This is a genomic window from Arthrobacter sp. LAR12-1-1.1 (assembly GCF_040676555.1).
Classification (GTDB): Bacteria; Actinomycetota; Actinomycetes; order Actinomycetales; family Micrococcaceae; genus Arthrobacter.
In genome coordinates, this window is sequence record NZ_JBEGIG010000023.1 from 1 (window position 1) to 15,332 (window position 15,332).

At 67.3% G+C, this 15,332-nt stretch carries 16 protein-coding genes; 5 read left to right on the plus strand and 11 right to left on the minus strand.

Features of this window, described 5'->3' with window-relative positions; all coding sequences use genetic code 11:
• On the plus strand, nt 1-1,335 hold a 1,335-nt coding region (locus tag MRBLAR12_RS12890), incomplete at its 5' end, for an acetate--CoA ligase (protein ID WP_364746517.1).
• Between the two features lie 73 nt (nt 1,336-1,408).
• Here MRBLAR12_RS12890 and MRBLAR12_RS12895 read toward each other — a convergent pair.
• Together MRBLAR12_RS12895 and MRBLAR12_RS12900 are read right to left on the minus strand one after the other, a co-directional pair.
• The gene (locus MRBLAR12_RS12895; RefSeq protein WP_229991993.1) at nt 1,409-1,996 is read right to left on the minus strand and encodes an adenylate kinase; all 588 of its coding nucleotides are present in this window, start codon (nt 1,994-1,996) and stop codon (nt 1,409-1,411) included.
• A gap of 87 nt (nt 1,997-2,083) precedes the next feature.
• Nucleotides 2,084-3,607, minus strand: a complete 1,524-nt coding sequence (locus MRBLAR12_RS12900) for an aldehyde dehydrogenase family protein (protein ID WP_229991989.1) — start codon at nt 3,605-3,607, stop codon at nt 2,084-2,086.
• Nucleotides 3,608-3,792: 185 nt separating this feature from the next.
• Between MRBLAR12_RS12900 and MRBLAR12_RS12905 the strand changes: the two genes are divergently transcribed.
• Nucleotides 3,793-4,434, plus strand: a complete 642-nt coding sequence (locus tag MRBLAR12_RS12905) for a hypothetical protein (protein ID WP_229991988.1) — start codon at nt 3,793-3,795, stop codon at nt 4,432-4,434.
• A gap of 47 nt (nt 4,435-4,481) precedes the next feature.
• Complete coding sequence (locus MRBLAR12_RS12910; protein WP_364746519.1) at nt 4,482-5,996, plus strand: carboxylesterase/lipase family protein; 1,515 nt, start codon at nt 4,482-4,484, stop codon at nt 5,994-5,996.
• On the opposite strand, the gene MRBLAR12_RS12915 is transcribed toward MRBLAR12_RS12910, so the two are convergent.
• Both MRBLAR12_RS12915 and gluQRS read right to left on the minus strand, forming a co-directional pair.
• Nucleotides 5,993-6,628 carry an HD domain-containing protein gene (locus tag MRBLAR12_RS12915; RefSeq protein ID WP_229991986.1) on the minus strand — a complete coding sequence of 212 codons (636 nt, stop codon included), beginning with the start codon at nt 6,626-6,628 and terminating at the stop codon, nt 5,993-5,995. The genes MRBLAR12_RS12910 and MRBLAR12_RS12915 overlap by 4 nt on opposite strands.
• Nucleotides 6,629-6,637: 9 nt before the next feature.
• Entirely contained in the window at nt 6,638-7,585 is a 948-nt protein-coding gene (gene gluQRS / locus MRBLAR12_RS12920) for a tRNA glutamyl-Q(34) synthetase GluQRS (RefSeq protein WP_229991985.1), read from the minus strand.
• A 338-nt stretch (nt 7,586-7,923) separates the two neighbouring features.
• Between gluQRS and MRBLAR12_RS12925 the strand changes: the two genes are divergently transcribed.
• The gene (locus tag MRBLAR12_RS12925) at nt 7,924-8,382 is read left to right on the plus strand and encodes an Lrp/AsnC family transcriptional regulator (RefSeq protein ID WP_026266767.1); all 459 of its coding nucleotides are present in this window, start codon (nt 7,924-7,926) and stop codon (nt 8,380-8,382) included.
• Between the two features lie 42 nt (nt 8,383-8,424).
• Here the strand turns inward: MRBLAR12_RS12925 and MRBLAR12_RS12930 are convergent, their stop codons facing one another.
• On the minus strand, nt 8,425-8,880 hold the full coding sequence (locus MRBLAR12_RS12930) for an Lrp/AsnC family transcriptional regulator (RefSeq protein WP_364746522.1): 456 nt from the start codon (nt 8,878-8,880) through the stop codon (nt 8,425-8,427).
• Between the two features lie 117 nt (nt 8,881-8,997).
• On the opposite strand from MRBLAR12_RS12930, the gene MRBLAR12_RS12935 reads away from it, so the two are divergent.
• Entirely contained in the window at nt 8,998-9,660 is a 663-nt protein-coding gene (locus MRBLAR12_RS12935; protein WP_229991983.1) for a LysE family translocator, read from the plus strand.
• Between the two features lie 15 nt (nt 9,661-9,675).
• Here MRBLAR12_RS12935 and MRBLAR12_RS12940 read toward each other — a convergent pair whose 3' ends face one another.
• The 6 genes from MRBLAR12_RS12940 to MRBLAR12_RS12965 all read right to left on the minus strand — a co-directional run bounded on the left by MRBLAR12_RS12940 (nt 9,676) and on the right by MRBLAR12_RS12965 (nt 15,301).
• Nucleotides 9,676-10,032, minus strand: coding sequence for a nuclear transport factor 2 family protein (locus tag MRBLAR12_RS12940; RefSeq protein WP_229991982.1), 357 nt, complete (start codon nt 10,030-10,032; stop codon nt 9,676-9,678).
• 81 nt (nt 10,033-10,113) lie between these two features.
• Nucleotides 10,114-11,148 (minus strand): hypothetical protein, encoded by a 1,035-nt coding sequence (locus tag MRBLAR12_RS12945; protein ID WP_364746524.1) that lies wholly within the window; start codon nt 11,146-11,148, stop codon nt 10,114-10,116.
• 33 nt (nt 11,149-11,181) lie between these two features.
• Nucleotides 11,182-11,682, minus strand: coding sequence for a DUF456 domain-containing protein (locus MRBLAR12_RS12950; RefSeq protein WP_229991980.1), 501 nt, complete (start codon nt 11,680-11,682; stop codon nt 11,182-11,184).
• Between the two features lie 100 nt (nt 11,683-11,782).
• Nucleotides 11,783-12,976, minus strand: a complete 1,194-nt coding sequence (locus MRBLAR12_RS12955; RefSeq protein ID WP_414645519.1) for an NAD(P)-dependent malic enzyme — start codon at nt 12,974-12,976, stop codon at nt 11,783-11,785.
• A 304-nt stretch (nt 12,977-13,280) separates the two neighbouring features.
• Nucleotides 13,281-13,868, minus strand: a complete 588-nt coding sequence (locus tag MRBLAR12_RS12960) for a TetR/AcrR family transcriptional regulator (RefSeq protein ID WP_229991978.1) — start codon at nt 13,866-13,868, stop codon at nt 13,281-13,283.
• 152 nt (nt 13,869-14,020) lie between these two features.
• The gene (locus MRBLAR12_RS12965; RefSeq protein WP_229991977.1) at nt 14,021-15,301 is read right to left on the minus strand and encodes an MFS transporter; all 1,281 of its coding nucleotides are present in this window, start codon (nt 15,299-15,301) and stop codon (nt 14,021-14,023) included.
• Nucleotides 15,302-15,332: the final 31 nt, after the last annotated feature.

The window sequence follows — 15,332 nt, forward strand, 5'->3', positions numbered from 1 at the left end:
GTGCGGAACGTCGTTGTGGTCAGGCGCAACGGCCAGGACGTGGACTGGCACGAGGGCCGGGACCACTGGTGGGCGGACACCGTCGGCGCCGCGTCGGCCGAGCACACCGCCGTCGGGCACGACGCCGAACACCCGCTCTTTATCCTCTACACCTCCGGCACCACGGGAAAGCCCAAGGGCATCCTGCACACCACCGGCGGCTACCTCACCCAGACCGCCTACACGCACAAGGCGGTCTTCGACCTCCACCCGGAGACCGACGTCTACTGGTGCACCGCCGACGTCGGCTGGATCACCGGGCACTCCTACGTCGCCTATGCCCCGCTCATCAACGGCGCCACGCAGGTCATGTACGAAGGCACGCCGGACTCCCCGCACCAGGGCCGCTGGTGGGAGATCGTGGAGAAGTACAAGGTCTCCATCCTCTACACCGCCCCCACCGCGATCCGCACGTTCATGAAGTGGGGCAAGGACATCCCGGCCCGGTCCGACCTCTCCTCGATCCGCGTCCTCGGCTCCGTCGGGGAACCCATCAACCCGGAAGCCTGGATGTGGTACCGCGAGGTCATCGGCGCCAACGCCGGCAAGAACGGCGAACGGAAGGCGAACCCCGCACCGATCGTGGACACCTGGTGGCAGACCGAGACCGGGGCACAAATGATCGCCCCGCTGCCCGGCGTCACGGCCACCAAGCCCGGCTCGGCCCAAGTCCCGCTGCCCGGCATCGCCGTGGACGTCGTGGACGAGCTCGGCGAATCGGTGCCCAACGGCCACGGCGGCTTCCTGGTGATCCGCGAACCGTGGCCGGCCATGCTGCGCGGGATCTGGGGCGACCCGGAGCGGTTCAAGGACACGTACTGGTCCCGCTTCGAGACCATGTACTTCGCCGGCGACGGCGCCAAGAAGGACGAGGACGGCGACCTCTGGCTGCTGGGCCGGGTCGATGACGTGATGAACATTTCCGGCCACCGGCTCTCCACCGCCGAAATCGAGTCCGCCCTGGTGTCCCACCCCGCGGTGGCGGAAGCCGCCGTCGTCGGAGCCGCGGACGAGACCACCGGCCAGGCCGTCGTCGCCTTCGTGATCCTTCGCGGCGACGCCGTGGACTCCGGCGACGACACCGTCCAGGAACTCCGCAACCATGTGGGCAAGGAAATCGGTCCGATCGCCAAGCCCAAGACCATCCTCGTGGTTCCCGAACTGCCCAAGACCCGGTCCGGGAAGATCATGCGCCGCCTGCTCAAAGACGTCGCGGAAGGCCGCGAGGTCGGCGACGCGACCACCCTGGCGGACAACACAGTCATGGCCCAGATCGCCCAATCCCTGAAGAAATAAGCGCGCAACGCCGCGCACGCCCGACGAAGGCGCCGCCCACTTTTGGTGGGCGGCGCCTTCGTCGTCGTACGTGCTAGCGTCCGCTTGCGGCGGAGGCTTTGACGGGATGTTCCAGGCTGCGCATCACCCCGTCCGTGACGTCGTCGATCCCGCCCATGCCGTCAACCTTGGCCAGTATGCCGCGCTCGGCATACTTCGCCACCACAGCTTCCGTCTGCCCGTGGTACAGGTCCAGCCGGTGGCGGATCACGGCCTCGTTGTCGTCGCTCCGCCCGGTTTCCTTGGCACGGTGCAGGAGGCGGGAGACCAGTTCCTCGTCGTCGGCAGTCAACTGCAAGACGACGTCAAGAACCTGGTCGCCGGACGCCAGAATGTCGTCCAGCTCGTCAACCTGGCACGTGGTGCGCGGGTAGCCGTCCAGGAGGAAGCCTGACGTGGCGTCTTCCTGCAGCAGTCTGTCCCGCACCATCTTGTTGGTCACGCTGTCCGGGACGAAGTCGCCGTTGTCGATGTACTTCTTTGCTTCCAGCCCCAGCGGTGTTCCGCCTTTGACGTTGGCTCGGAAGATGTCGCCGGTGGAGATCGCAACGACGTCGAGGCGCTCGGAAATCCGTTGCGCCTGGGTGCCTTTGCCGGATCCGGGCGGGCCAATAATCAACATTCTCGTCATTTGTGGGTCCTTCGTGGTGCCGTCGTTGAAAGGGTGCGTCAAGGACCCGCCGCTGTGGCGGCGGGCCCTTGATCGGCTTTAGAAGAAGCCGAGCTTGTTTTCTGAGTGGCTGACCAGCAGGTTCTTGGTCTGCTGGTAGTGGTCCAGCATCATCGAGTGGTTTTCCCGTCCGATGCCGGAGGACTTGTACCCGCCGAACGCGGCCCCGGCCGGGTAGGCGTGGTAGTTGTTGACCCACACGCGGCCGGCCTGGATTTCCCGCCCGGCGCGGTAGGCGACGTTGCCGTTGCGGGACCAGACGCCGGCACCGAGGCCGTACAGGGTGTCGTTGGCGATGCTGATGGCGTCGTTGTAGTCGCTGAACCGCGCCACTGAGACGACAGGACCGAAGATTTCCTCCTGGAAGATCCGCATCTTGTTGTTGCCCTCGAAGATGGTCGGCTGCACGTAGAAGCCACCGGCCAAGTCTCCGTCGAGCTCAGTCTGGTTCCCGCCGGCGAGGATGTTGGCGCCTTCCTGGAGCCCGATGTCGATGTAGGAGAGGATCTTCTCCATCTGGCCTACGGACGCCTGAGCCCCGATCTGGGTTGTGGTGTCCAGCGGGTTGCCCTGGATGATCTGCTGCGTCCGGGCCACGGCGTCGGCCATGAAGGAATCGTAAATGCCGTCCTGGACGAGGGCGCGTGATGGGCTGCTGCAGACTTCGCCCTGGTTGAAGGCATACAGAGTGAAGCCCTCCAATGCCTTGTCGTAGAAGGCATCGTTGGTGTCGGCGACGTCGTTGAAGAAGATGTTGGGGCTCTTGCCGCCGAGCTCGAGGGTGACCGGGATCAGGTTTGCGCTGGCGTACTGGCTGATCAGTCGTCCGGTGGAGGTTTCGCCGGTGAAGGCGATCTTGCGGATACGCGGGCTGGAGGCCAGCGGCTTGCCGACCTCCGAGCCGAAGCCGTTGACGATGTTCAGCAGGCCGGCGGGCAGCAGGTCCGCGATGAGTTCGGCCAGCACCAGGATGGAGGCCGGGGTGTTGGACGCGGGCTTGAGGACGACGGCGTTGCCCGCGGCGAGGGCCGGAGCCATTTTCCAGACCGCCATGAGAATGGGGAAGTTCCAGGGAATGATCTGGCCCACGACGCCGAGCGGCTCGTGGAAGTGGTAGGCGGTGGTGTCGTCGTCGAGCTGGGACAGTCTGCCCTCCTGGGCCCGGATGGCGGAGGCGAAGTAGCGGAAGTGATCCGCCGCGAGCGGGATGTCCGCGTTGAGGGTTTCGCGGATCGGCTTGCCGTTATCCCAGGATTCGGCGACGGCGAGCATCTCGGTGTTCGCATCGATGCGGTCGGCGATCTTGTTCAGGACGGCCGCGCGCTCGGTAGCCGAGGCCTTGCCCCACGACGGAGCGGCTCTATGGGCGGCATCAAGCGCCAACTCAACGTCCGCGGCTGCGCCTCGGGCAACCTCAGTGAATTGCTTGCCGTTCACCGGGGAGACGTTCTCGATGTACTGGCCGGTGGTAGGAACCACCCATTCGCCGCCGATCCAGTTCTCGTAGCGGTCCTTGAACTGGACCTTGGATCCTTCTTGGCCTGGCTGGACATAAACAGTCATGGTTACTCCTCATGGAAAACAGACGTCTTCGTCCTGGCCGCAATCCTAGAACTTCATAGGTTGCGGCCACGCTGCAGCGGGGGCTGTCAGCTGCTCCTTGGCCCTCCGCTGAGCGGCATCTGCCGGCCATCGATAAGCTCGCTGTGTCGGCACGCGTTGGCGCCCATGCATCAGAGGAGGGGACCGTGATTCTGTTTCTGACGATTGTGAGCGGCCTGGCCTGGACCGTGGTCTACGTCGATGCCATCCGGATCGGCTTCAGGGACAGGAGCTACGCGATCCCGGCCGCCGCGCTGGCGCTGAATTTCTCTTGGGAGGCCATTTACGCCGCCCGCTCCATCGCGACCGGAATTACCGCGCAGGGTGTCTTCAACATCGCGTGGGGACTCGCCGACGTCGTGATTGTGTACACCTTCCTGAAGTTCGGCCGCTCCGAGCTTCCGGCTTGGGTGACCCGGCGGCTCTTCATCGGTTGGGCGCTCCTGCTGGGCGTCACGTCCTTCGCCGTGCAGCTGCTGTTCGTCGCCGAGTTCGGCTGGGACCACGCGGCCCGCTATGCGGCCTTCCTGCAGAACCTGCTGATGTCCGGGCTGTTCATCGCGATGTTCGCCGCCCGCGGCGGCACCCGGGGGCAGACCCTGCTGATCGCAGTGGCCAAGTGGATCGGCACGCTGGCTCCCACGGTGGCGTTCGGCTGGCTGGGGAACTCGGCGCTGATCCTGGGCCTCGGCCTGTTGTGCAGCGTCTTTGATCTGGCGTACATCGGGCTTGTCTGGCGGGCCCGGCGCCCCGTGCTCCAGGCCGGGCCACAGCTGTCCAGGCGGTGACCTTCGGCCCTTTTCCGGAGCAACCGGGACCTGCCAGAGTGGCGGTTATGGCCATGGACGCTGTCGTCAAAACCGTGCACGGCACGCTGCGCGGTGCGGAGGCCGACGGCGTCCGCACCTTCCTGGGCGTCCCCTTCGCGGCACCGCCGACCGGGGCGAACAGGCTCCTCCCGCCGCAGCCGGTGGAGCCGTGGACCGGCGTCCGGGACGCCACGGGCTACGGGGATTCGCCTCCCCAGGTTGCTCCGCCCGTCAGCGCGGGTTTCGACTGGGACACCGGCCTCAGCGGAGGCGACTGCCTGAACCTGAACATCTGGACTGCCAGTGCCGGCGCGGCCGGGCTGCCCGTGATGGTTTGGATCCAGGGCGGCGCGTTCGAATTCGGATCAACGGCGGCCTATGACGGCCGGAACTTCGCCCGCGACGGAGTCGTGTGCGTCGTGATCAACTGGCGCGTGGGCGCCGACGGGTTCCTTTACCTCGACGATGGGCACGCCAACGTGGGCCTGCTCGATCAGATTGCGGCCCTTGAGTGGGTTCGGGACAACATCGCGGACTTCGGCGGCGACCCCGGAAACGTAACTGTCTTTGGCGAGTCGGCAGGAGCGATGAGCATCGGCGTCCTTCTCTCCATTCCCCGGGCCGAGGGCCTGTTCCAGCGGGCCATCCTGCAGAGCGGGGCAGCCCACCATGTGCTCCCCTCCCCGGCCGCCGAACGGATCGGACGGTCCCTCGCCGAGAAACTCGGGGTTCCGCAGACCCGCGAGGCCATTGCCGCCGTCCCAGTCAAACGGCTCCTGACGGCGCAGAGGGAGCTCAAGGCTGAACTGCTGGCGCACCCGGACCCCGAGCATTGGGGCCACGACGTGGTGGCAAGCCTGATGCCGTGGCAGCCGGTGATCGACGGAGACGTCATTCCGCGCCGTCCGATCGACCGGATCGCTGCCGGGGCCGGCGCGCACGTCGGCATAATCGTAGGAACGAACACCGAGGACTGGAAACTCTTCCTGGCCATCACCGGCGTGCTCGCCAGGGTTACGGAAGAGAGCCTGGGCGGAGCGGACAACATTGAAGGGTTCCCCCCGCCCGCCGCCTACGGTCTCCCGGTCCAGGCTGCGCTTGAGGCGTATCGCGCCCATTACCCCGGCGCCGCCCCCGGCGAACTTCTGGCCGCGGTGCAGACTGACTGGTGGGTACGGATCCCGGCGATCCGCCTGGCCGAGGCTCACGCGAACGCGGCGCGCGCCGGCGCGGGAACTTACATGTACGAGTTCGCCTGGGCCGCGCCGGGCCTCGGCGCGGTCCATGCCGTGGAGGTGCCGTTTGTTTTTGACACCCTGGACACACACGCCCGGCTGTTCGGGCCGCTCCTGGGCGAGAATCCCCCGCAGGAACTGGCCGATGCCATGCACGCCGCCTGGGTGTCCTTCGCCACCACCGGCGACCCCGGTTGGCCGGAATACGAACCCGCCAGCAGGGTCACTATGCGTTTCGACGTTGCTCAGGGCGTGGTGAATGACCCCCGGTCCTGGGAACGCGCCCTCTGGGACGGCATCCGCTAGCCGGCCGCGCCCGTGTGCCCGGCCTCGCCTGTGACTGCTGCCGGGCCGTCGTAGGAGAGGTTTTCGTAGTCGGTGTCGTCCGCCTCGTCGAGCATGTCGTCGAGTTCCTTCAGCAGCCACGGATTGATTCGGGCCAGGATTTTCCGGGTTTCCTCGACAGGGACGGCGGCGTAGAGCACCGGCCGGGCGTCGTCGTAGCGGGTGACCGGGGGCTTGTCCGGCCACTTTTCGGCCAGCGCCTTGACCCGTTCGGGCAGCGAATTGTGCGCGTTGTCGGCAATCTTCACCAGCGTGGCGTCGTGGTCCTCGGCGATGTACCGGATGCCGGCCTGGTAGTCGTCCGGGTTCTCATGCAGGCGCTTCGTGACCCGTTCGATGATGTCCACGGCGCGCTCGGAGACACCCATGTCCAGCAGTGCCTGCCGTGTCACAGGGGTGTCCTCGGCGATGTCGTGGAGGTAACCGGCGATCCGGATGTCGTCGTCGAAGTCCGCCAGGGCATCCCCGACGGCGAGCACATGATCCCGATAGGGCCGCTTGAGCTTGTCCTTCTGCCGGTTGTGGGCCACCTCGGCCAGGACCTTGGCTGTCTCGACAGTGAAGCGGGGCTGGGGGTGTGCGGGCTCGGTCATGAATCCAGCCTACGCGCCGCGGCTGTCCGTCCGGGCCCCGATGCCGGTTCCCGGACGTGTTCCCGGATGCGCTCCCGGCATGCCGGGCCACACCCAGGGTTCGCGTGGCAGGGCGGCCGGGTCGAAGACGGCCAGCGCATGTTCCAGTGGGCCGGGCGGGAGGCCGACGGATGCCAGCAGCGTGTCCCGGACCTGGTCCGCGGTCACGCCGGCCAGCGCGAGGTCGGCGAGGGTGACGGCGCCGTCGCGCTTGGCCAGCCGGGCGCCGTCGGCGTTCAGTACCAGCGGCACGTGCGCATATTCCGGAACAGGCATATTCAAAAGCGACGCCAAATACGCCTGCCGCGGCGTGGACGGCAGCAGATCGTCGCCGCGGACCACCTGGTCGATGCCCTGGGCGGCATCGTCCACCACCACGGCCAGGTTGTAGGCGGTCACGCCGTCGTTACGCCGGAGCACGAAATCGTCAACCACCCCCGTGTAATTGCCGTGGAGCATGTCCCGCACAGTCACCTCAGCGACGGCGGAACGGAGCCGGACAGCCGGCGGCCGGGCGGCCCGTTTGGCCTCCCGTTCGGCGCCGGTGAGGTTCCGGCACGTCCCCGGGTAGGCGCCCAGCGGAGCGTGCGGCGCGGACGGTGCTTCCTGGATTTCGCGGCGGGTGCAAAAGCACTCGTAGGTCAGACCGGCCGCCGTCAGCTGCGCGATCGCCTCGGCATACAGGTGCTCGCGGTCCGTCTGGCGCACAACGCCGCCGTCCCAGCTCACGCCGACCGCCGCAAGGTCGCGGAGCTGCTCGGCCTCGGCGCCGGCCCGGGCACGGTCCAGGTCCTCCACGCGCATCAGGAACCGCCGCCCCGAGGACCGGGCGAAGAGCCACGCCAGGATGGCCGTCCGGAGGTTGCCCACGTGCAGTTCGCCGGAGGGACTGGGGGCGAAGCGGCCAGCTGAGGTCATGGGACAAGCCTATGCGGAACAGCACAAGAGCCCCTCAGCTACCGATGACTTCGGGAAATCCGACGTCGGTGGCTCAGGGGCTCTTGCCGCGTGGTGGCGCGTTGTGCGGAGTGACGATGCGTGAACAAGAGTCAGTCAGCGGCGGGTTCCTTGCGGGAGCCTCATCCAGGGTCCGGGTGGTGTGCCGGGGTGTCCGTAGCCTTCGGGATCGTGGCGGTGGTCTCGTTCCCTTTGTTGTCACCATTTGAGCAGAAGCCCTACAGTTGGTGCAACGGACCGGCGCTGGAGTAGCCAATCTGATCAACTACGCCCGGGACAGTGAACAGGAAGTGGTCATTTTGCAAGAACTCGACGCGACGGACCGGCGGATCCTCGCCGCGCTGGACGACGATCCCCGCGTGCCGGTCATGGTGCTGGCGCAGAAGCTGGGCTTGGCCCGCGGAACGGTCCAGTCCCGCCTGGAGCGGATGTCGGCGTCGGGCGCGCTCCGTCCGAACAGCAGCCGGGTGCTGCCGTCCGCCCTGGGCAGGGGCGTGGCGGCCGCGGTGAGCGCGGAACTGGATCAGAGCCACCTCAACGAGGCGATCGCTGCCCTGCGCAATATCCCGGAAGTGCTCGAATGCCACGCCCCGGCCGGCGACACCGATCTCCTGATCCGGGTGGTGGCCAAGAGCCCGGACGATCTCTACCGCGTGTCCGAGGAAATCCGGCTGTGCCCCGGGATCGTCCGGACCTCAACGAGCATGTTCCTGCGCGAGGTTATTCCCTACCGGACCACGGGACTACTCGGCGCCTGAACGCCTCGTCGGGTCCGGCACCCCCGGCCTACCAGTCTTGGTTTAGACCGGCGGCCCGGCGTTGGCCTTCAGGTTCTTCATGACCAGCGTTGACGTCAGGCGTTCGACGCCGGGCAGTGAGGTCAGTTCGCTGTCGTAGAAACGCTGGTAAGAAGGGAGGTCCTCCGCTATGACCTTGAGCAGGTAGTCCGGTGATCCGAAGAGCCGCTGGGCCTCCACGATGTTGGGATTGTCGGCCACCCGGTTCTCGAAGATCTCCATCGTGGAACGGTCCACCTGCCGCAGGGTCACGAACACGATCGCCTCGAAGCCGAGCCCCACGGCGGCCGGATCAATGTCCGCCCGGTAGCCCCGGATGATCCCGGCGGCCTCCAGATCCCGCAGCCGGCGATGGCACGGCGCCACGGTCAGCCCGACCTTGGCCGCCAGGGCCGTAGCAGTCATTCGGCCATCCGATCGGAGGTAACGCAAAATACTTCTGTCAATGTTGTCGATCACGCAATTATCTTACCCAAAAGCCGCGATTCTTCAGTAAATACGCGAACACTTCCGGGCCAAAATTGCCTAGAGTTTTCCTTGTACCCGCTACGAGGTGCCGCACCCCTGGAGCCCGCCATGAACCCCCAGCTTTTCCTCGCCTTCCTGGTTGTCGCCGTCGCACTGGCATGCACCCCCGGCGTCGACTGGGCCTATTCGATCGCGGCCGGGCTCAGGCAGCGCAGCTTCGCACCCGCCGTCGCCGGGCTCTGCGGCGGCTACGCTGTCCACACGGCGCTCCTGGTGCTGGGACTGGCGGCATTGCTGGCCGGGATGCCCGGCGTGCTCGGCTGGCTGACGGCCGCGGGCGCCCTCTACCTGCTCTGGCTGGGCTTCAGCACCCTACGGTCCTGGCGTGGCGCCAGCTTCAGCACCGGCACGGCTGCCTCCGGTGCGGCCGCGCCGGCGAGCCAGTTCCGGATCTTCCTCCAGGGCATGGGCATCAGCGGGATCAATCCCAAGGGCCTGTTGTTCTTCGTGGCCTTGGTGCCGCAGTTCGTCAGCCCTGACGCCGCGTTGCCGGTTCCGGTCCAGTCGGGGCTTCTCGGGCTGACTTTCGTCCTGCTCGTGGGCGTCATCTACAGCTGCGTGGCACTCCTGGCGCGGAAATTGCTGCAGGCCAGGCCGGGCGCAGCACGCCAGGTGACGCTGGCCAGCGGAATCATCATGCTGATCCTGGGCGCCCTGCTGCTCGGCGAACAGATCGTGCCCGCCGTCAGCGCAGCCATGAACCGAGCGTGACGGCAGGAATCCCGGCTACTTGCGCTGCATGTACCACTCGGTGAAGGACGACGCGCGGCCGTCCGCGGTCAACTGGATGACCCACAGGTTGTCGTAGCTTCGGCTGTTGCCCCGGTAGGTTGTCAGGCCCTGCACGAACGCCCGGCCGCCGTCGACCCCCAGCAGCTTCCACTCAAACGTCCAGTCATCCGGCTCATCGCGCCCGGCAAGCCAGTGCTCGACAATATCGTCCCGGCCCCGCCACGGTTCGGCTTCCTGGGGGCTGGTTGCATAGACGGCATCCTCGGTGAACAGGGCCCGGATGTCCTCGGGATCGTTCGTCGTCCACGCCGTGATGTAGTGCTGCATCCAGCGCTCCACCGCATCTCTCATGCCTCGGTTGTACTCCCCGCCAAAGGGGCCCGCAAGAGTAGTCGATACGTGTATTTGGCCACGATCGGGCGCGGAACATTGTCAGTGGTCGTCAGTGCGACCGTATTCGCGGTCCCAGAGTTCGTGCATTTCCGCGTCCTTGCGGATGGCCTTCACGGCCTCCAGCTGAGCCGGTTTGTGGCGCTGCCATTCCCGGGACCCGAGGGTTTTGCGGCCCGCGTCCAGGAGGAGCAGGGCAGTGTCCGTCAGCGCGTCACTGCGGAGGGTGAAGTCTGTCTTCCTGCGCCGCAGGACTTCCTGCAGGGCTGAACGGGAAGCGGTGTAGGCTCCGAGCCTGCGCAGGGAACGCGCGCGGACCAGCAGCAGCGCGGCGGCCAGATCGTCCGCGTTCAGCAGCCCCTCGGTCTCCGCCACTACGTCAACGTCGCGTCCCAGCTCAGCCTCAAGAGAACAGCGGGCCAGGGCCAGCGGCAGCGACGGCGGCAGGCCGGCAAGTGCCGCAAGCGCCGCCTCCGCCTGGCCGGTCTCGCGCAGTGAATGTGACAGGGCCAGGAACACGGCCTCCTCGCTGAAGAGCACCGGAACCTCGATCCGCTCCGCCACCTCCACCCTCGTGACGACGCCGGCCAGGTACGCGGCGGCATAGCGGTTGGCGTCCTCGTCGTTCCGCAGGCTCAGGCCATGCTGCAGCAGCTCGGACGCGCGCAGATGCCCGCCGTGGGAGTACGCCAGCAGCCCGGCCATGAGGTAACAGACTCCGGCCCAGCCGGGGTAGGCGCGGGCCAGGGTGATCAGGCGGTCCGGATCGGTGCTGCCGAAGACGGCGGAGTGCACGGCTTTCAGTCTCTTGGCGGACGCCCGGCCTCCCACCCTGCCCAGGCGGGGCACCCCACCCTCGGCGGCCAGCGTCCCTGGGGCCCGGCCCGCCATGAGTCCGGTCACCACTGAGCCCACGTTGCCGGCCAGGCCGCGGACGGGCGTCCGGACCACTGCCTTGCGGAAGGGCGTCAGGTCGCGGGTGTCCGTGTACGGCCTCCGCTGGTGGTCGGGAATTTGGCCGATGGGAATGCGGCCGTCGGGAATGCGGGGGGCGGATTCGCCAGGTCTGGCGCTCATGCCCCCATGGTAGTAGGCTCCGGCGGGCCGCTGCTAGGCGGCCGCAGCCACCCAGAGGCCGATCACCCAAGTGCTCGCGGCGAGGCACGCGAGGCCGAATTCCACGATCATGCCAAAGCCCGTGGCCTTCAGCGCGGCCCAGCTCGAGGCCACCGCCGTGCCGAACACGCGGGTGCGCTGCAGCTCGCTGAGCAGGAGTCCGGCGGCGAAGCCCACGAAGAGCCCCACCACGGGGATGATGAACATGCCGGCCACGCCCAGCACCAGGCCCACCACCACGGAACGGCTGGGGATGCTGTGCTCTTTTAGCTTCCGGCCGGTCAGGACGGCGCTGGCGGCCATGCCGGCCAGGACGAACACCAGTCCGATCCCAAAGACCACCCAGCCGGTGGTTCCGGCGCCGCCCCACAGTGCCCAGGCCAGCAGGCTCGCCCCGATCAGGATGCTGCCGGGCAGGACGGGAATGATGGTCCCGGCCACGCCCACCAGGATGGCGAGGCCGCAGAGCACAGTCACCAGAGTCTCGGGGTTCATTTGCCCAGTCTAGGCGGGGAACGGACCCACCAGGTTCGCCAACGGCGGCGCTCCACCAAGGGCAGCGCCGCCGTCACCGTGTGGGCCGCAGTGTGCGGATCTACTCGGCTTCGACCGCCGCGGCGACTGCAGCGGAGACGGCGGGGGCCACGCGCGGATCCAGCGGGCTGGGCACGATGTAGTCCGCGGAAAGGTCGTCCTCGGCCAGTTCTGCGATGGCCCGGGCCGCGGCGAGCTTCATGGCCGGCGTGATCCGGCGGGCGCCGGCGTCGAGGGCGCCGCGGAAAATGCCGGGGAACGCCAGGACGTTGTTGATCTGGTTCGGGAAGTCGCTGCGCCCGGTGGCGACCACAGCCGCGTACTTGCTCGCGACCTCCGGCAGGACCTCCGGGTCCGGGTTGGACAGGGCGAACACGATCGAGCTGTGGTTCATCAGCTTCAAGTGCTCTTCGTCCAGCTTTGCGGAGGAGACACCGACGAACACGTCGGCCCCGAGCAGCGCCTCACCCGGACCGCCGACCACTCCGCGCGGGTTGCTGCGGGCTGCGAGCTGGGCCTTCTTGCTTGCCGGATCGGCGGCGATGTCCGCGCGGTCCTTGCTGATCGTGCCGCGGGAGTCCAGGAGGACGACGTCGCCGATCCCGGCCGTCAGCAGGATTTCGGCGACGGCGATCCCGGCCGCCCCGGCACCGGAGACCACCACGCGCAGGCTGTCGAGCGTCCTACCTGTCACCTTGGCGGCATTGGTCAGGGCGGCGAGGACCACGACGGCGGTGCCGTGCTGGTCATCGTGCATGACCGGGCAGTCCAGTGCCTCGATGAGTTTTTCCTCGAGTTCGAAGCAGCGGGGCGCGGCGATGTCCTCGAGGTTGACGGCGCCGAAGCTGGGGCGGAGCCGGACAAGTGTCTCGATGATTTCATCGACGTCGGTGGTGTTGAGGACCAGCGGGATGGAGTCGAGTTCTCCGAAGGCCTTGAAGAGCGCGGACTTGCCCTCCATCACGGGCAGCGAGGCGCTGGCGCCGATGTTGCCCAGACCCAGCACGGCCGTGCCGTCGCTGACCACCACCACAAGGCGCTGGGCCCACGTGAGCGTCTTGGCGAGCTCCGGGTTGGCGTGGATGGCGCGGCTGACCTGGGCGACGCCGGGCGTGTAGGCAATGGAGAGATCGCGCTTGCTGGCGAGCGGGACGGTGCTGGAAATCGAAAGCTTGCCGCCCTCGTGGGATGCGAAGATTTCCTCGTCGCTGAGCACGGCTACTGCCTCAGCCGGGGAAGTGGAATCGGCGGGAATGATCGTTTCAGTGGACACGTCGTTGTCTCCTGGGACTCACCGTGGGCGCACGGCTCATGGAAGCTCAAGCAGGGGTGCTCAAGTTGGTCTGGCTGGGGCGGCGGCGACCAGAGGTGGCGGTCGCCGGTGGAGCCCCCCGATTTGCTGGCGTCAGCCGAATCCGGTCCAGCAATCGTAAACAAGGCATCGTGCCGGTTACGCCGCGCGGCAGACGTGATGCGCCGTGATGAAACGTTTCCCCACAGCTTTAAGTGACCCACATCACGCGCAAGAGGGACTTTTTCGGGTCAATGGTCTAGACCGGTTACGCGGCTTGCGGGGTTCGCTGCAGAAGCGAGCAGGCCTTCTTCAGGTCCCCCTCCGCTTCGAAGAGGGACAGCCGGCGGCAGCGGACGGCCTGGACCAGTCCCGTAACCGTCAGCAGCAGCACCCGGGCCACTGCGGCGTCGCCGCACGCTGCCGTCACTGCCTTCTCGGCTGTCGCATCGATCTCACGGAGCAGCCGCGTGGTGTCGGTGTCCTTGACGTAGACCGCGCGGTTAAGCGCCTGCTCCACGGCGGGCTGCATCAGGCGCATATGGAAGATCTCCATCACCACTCCGGCGAGGGCTTGGGCCGCCACTTTTCCCGCCTCCGGCGAACTCGCCGCGAGCAGTTCGCCCAATTGTTTGCGGTATAGCGCCAGGACCAGCTGGGTGGAGGACGGGAAATAGCGGTACAGCGTCCCCAGCGGCACGTCCGCTTTGGCGGCCACCTCGGAAAGGACCACGGATTCCAGGCCCTTGCGGGCAAACCCCGCGGCAACGTCAAGGATCCGCACGTACCGGAGCCGTTGCCGGGGCAGAGTAGGGGGAGGGGCCATCGGTGGAAGATCTGAGTGTAAATCAGGCATCAGCAGCGTTCCGGGGGGTCGTTTTTCTCGGCAGCCGGGCGCGATCCGCCCACCGCGCTGCCGCGGCAATTCCCGTCCACTATACGCCACGAAACCGGGCGCCCGGCTAGTCGGCCGGGGCCCCGGAAGCCCCTTGAGCGGGGACGCGCGGCTCAGTCCACGCCCTTGATCTTCACCACGAACACGGCGCCGAGAAGCCCAATTACGGCGGCCGCGACATACAGCGCAACATAGCCGCCCCAGAGGGCCACAAAGGGATACGCGATCAGCGGGGCAAGCACTTGCGGCAGTGAATTGGCGATGTTGATGACGCCCAGGTCCTTGCCCCGGTTCAGGGCAGTGGGCAGCACTTGGGTGATGAGGGCGAAGTCCACCGCGAGATAGCAGCCGAAGCCGATGCCGAGCACAGACGCGCCGATCAGCGCGCCCGGCCAGGTGGGGGCGAACGCAAGAATGAGGGAGGCCGCTGCGATCACTGCGGAGGAGATGATGACCAGCGGCTTCCGTCGGCCCATCCGGTCGCTCACCCGGCCGCCGATCACGCTGGTGACGATCACCATGACCGCATACAGGCCCGTGAGGATCAGGACGCCAAACTCGGGCTCGATGCCCTGGGTTTCGCGGACCCGGACGGCGTCGTTGAGGAAGAACAGCAGGTAGAGGGTGACCATGTGGTTGCCGATGTTCACCAGCAGCCGCGTCAGCCAGGCCCAGGCAAAATCCGGGTGGCGGGCCGGGGATATCCAAAAGCCCCGCACAAAACCGGCCAGGCCGAACCGCGGACGGGCCTGCGCGGGCAGAGGAATGTCGTCGTTCTTGAAGTAATAGAGCACGACGCCGGCCAGCAGCGCCACCGCGCACACCACGTATCCGGCGGCGAAGTTTCCCGTGACGGCGGCGGCGATCACCGCGCCGATGAGTATCCCGACCGTCTGGCCCATGGCGGCCAGTCCGCCCACCGTGCCGCGCTGCGGGACCGGCACCCGGTCCGGGATGGCGGCGGTGATGGCGGCGTAGGCACCGTTGCAGCCGGCCTGCACGAGGCACCAGAGCAGCGTCATGACGGCGACGTTCGGCGCCCCGGCCAGCGCGATAAGGGCTGCGGCGCCAAGGACCGCCCCGAACAGCACCCACGGCACGCGGCGGCCCATCCGGGAGGTGGTGCGGTCGCTGAAGGCGCCGAAGAGGGGGTTGGCCACGAGCGATACCGCGGCGCCGGCGCCCGTCACAAGGGCGAGGATGGCTTCCTTGTCCCCTTCACTGAACGCGGCCGCCTGTTGGCCGAGCAGCACCTGGATCGGGCCGAAGAACGCCGCATTGATGCCCAGGTTGACCAGGACCACGCCGGCGGTCCAGACCGGGCGGACACGCCGTTCCGGCTCGGCAAGCGCCGCCGACGTCGGAGCTGCGCTCGGTAGGTCGGACAAGCTCATGTGGTTCCCCCCCGGAACTGGCGACTCAGGC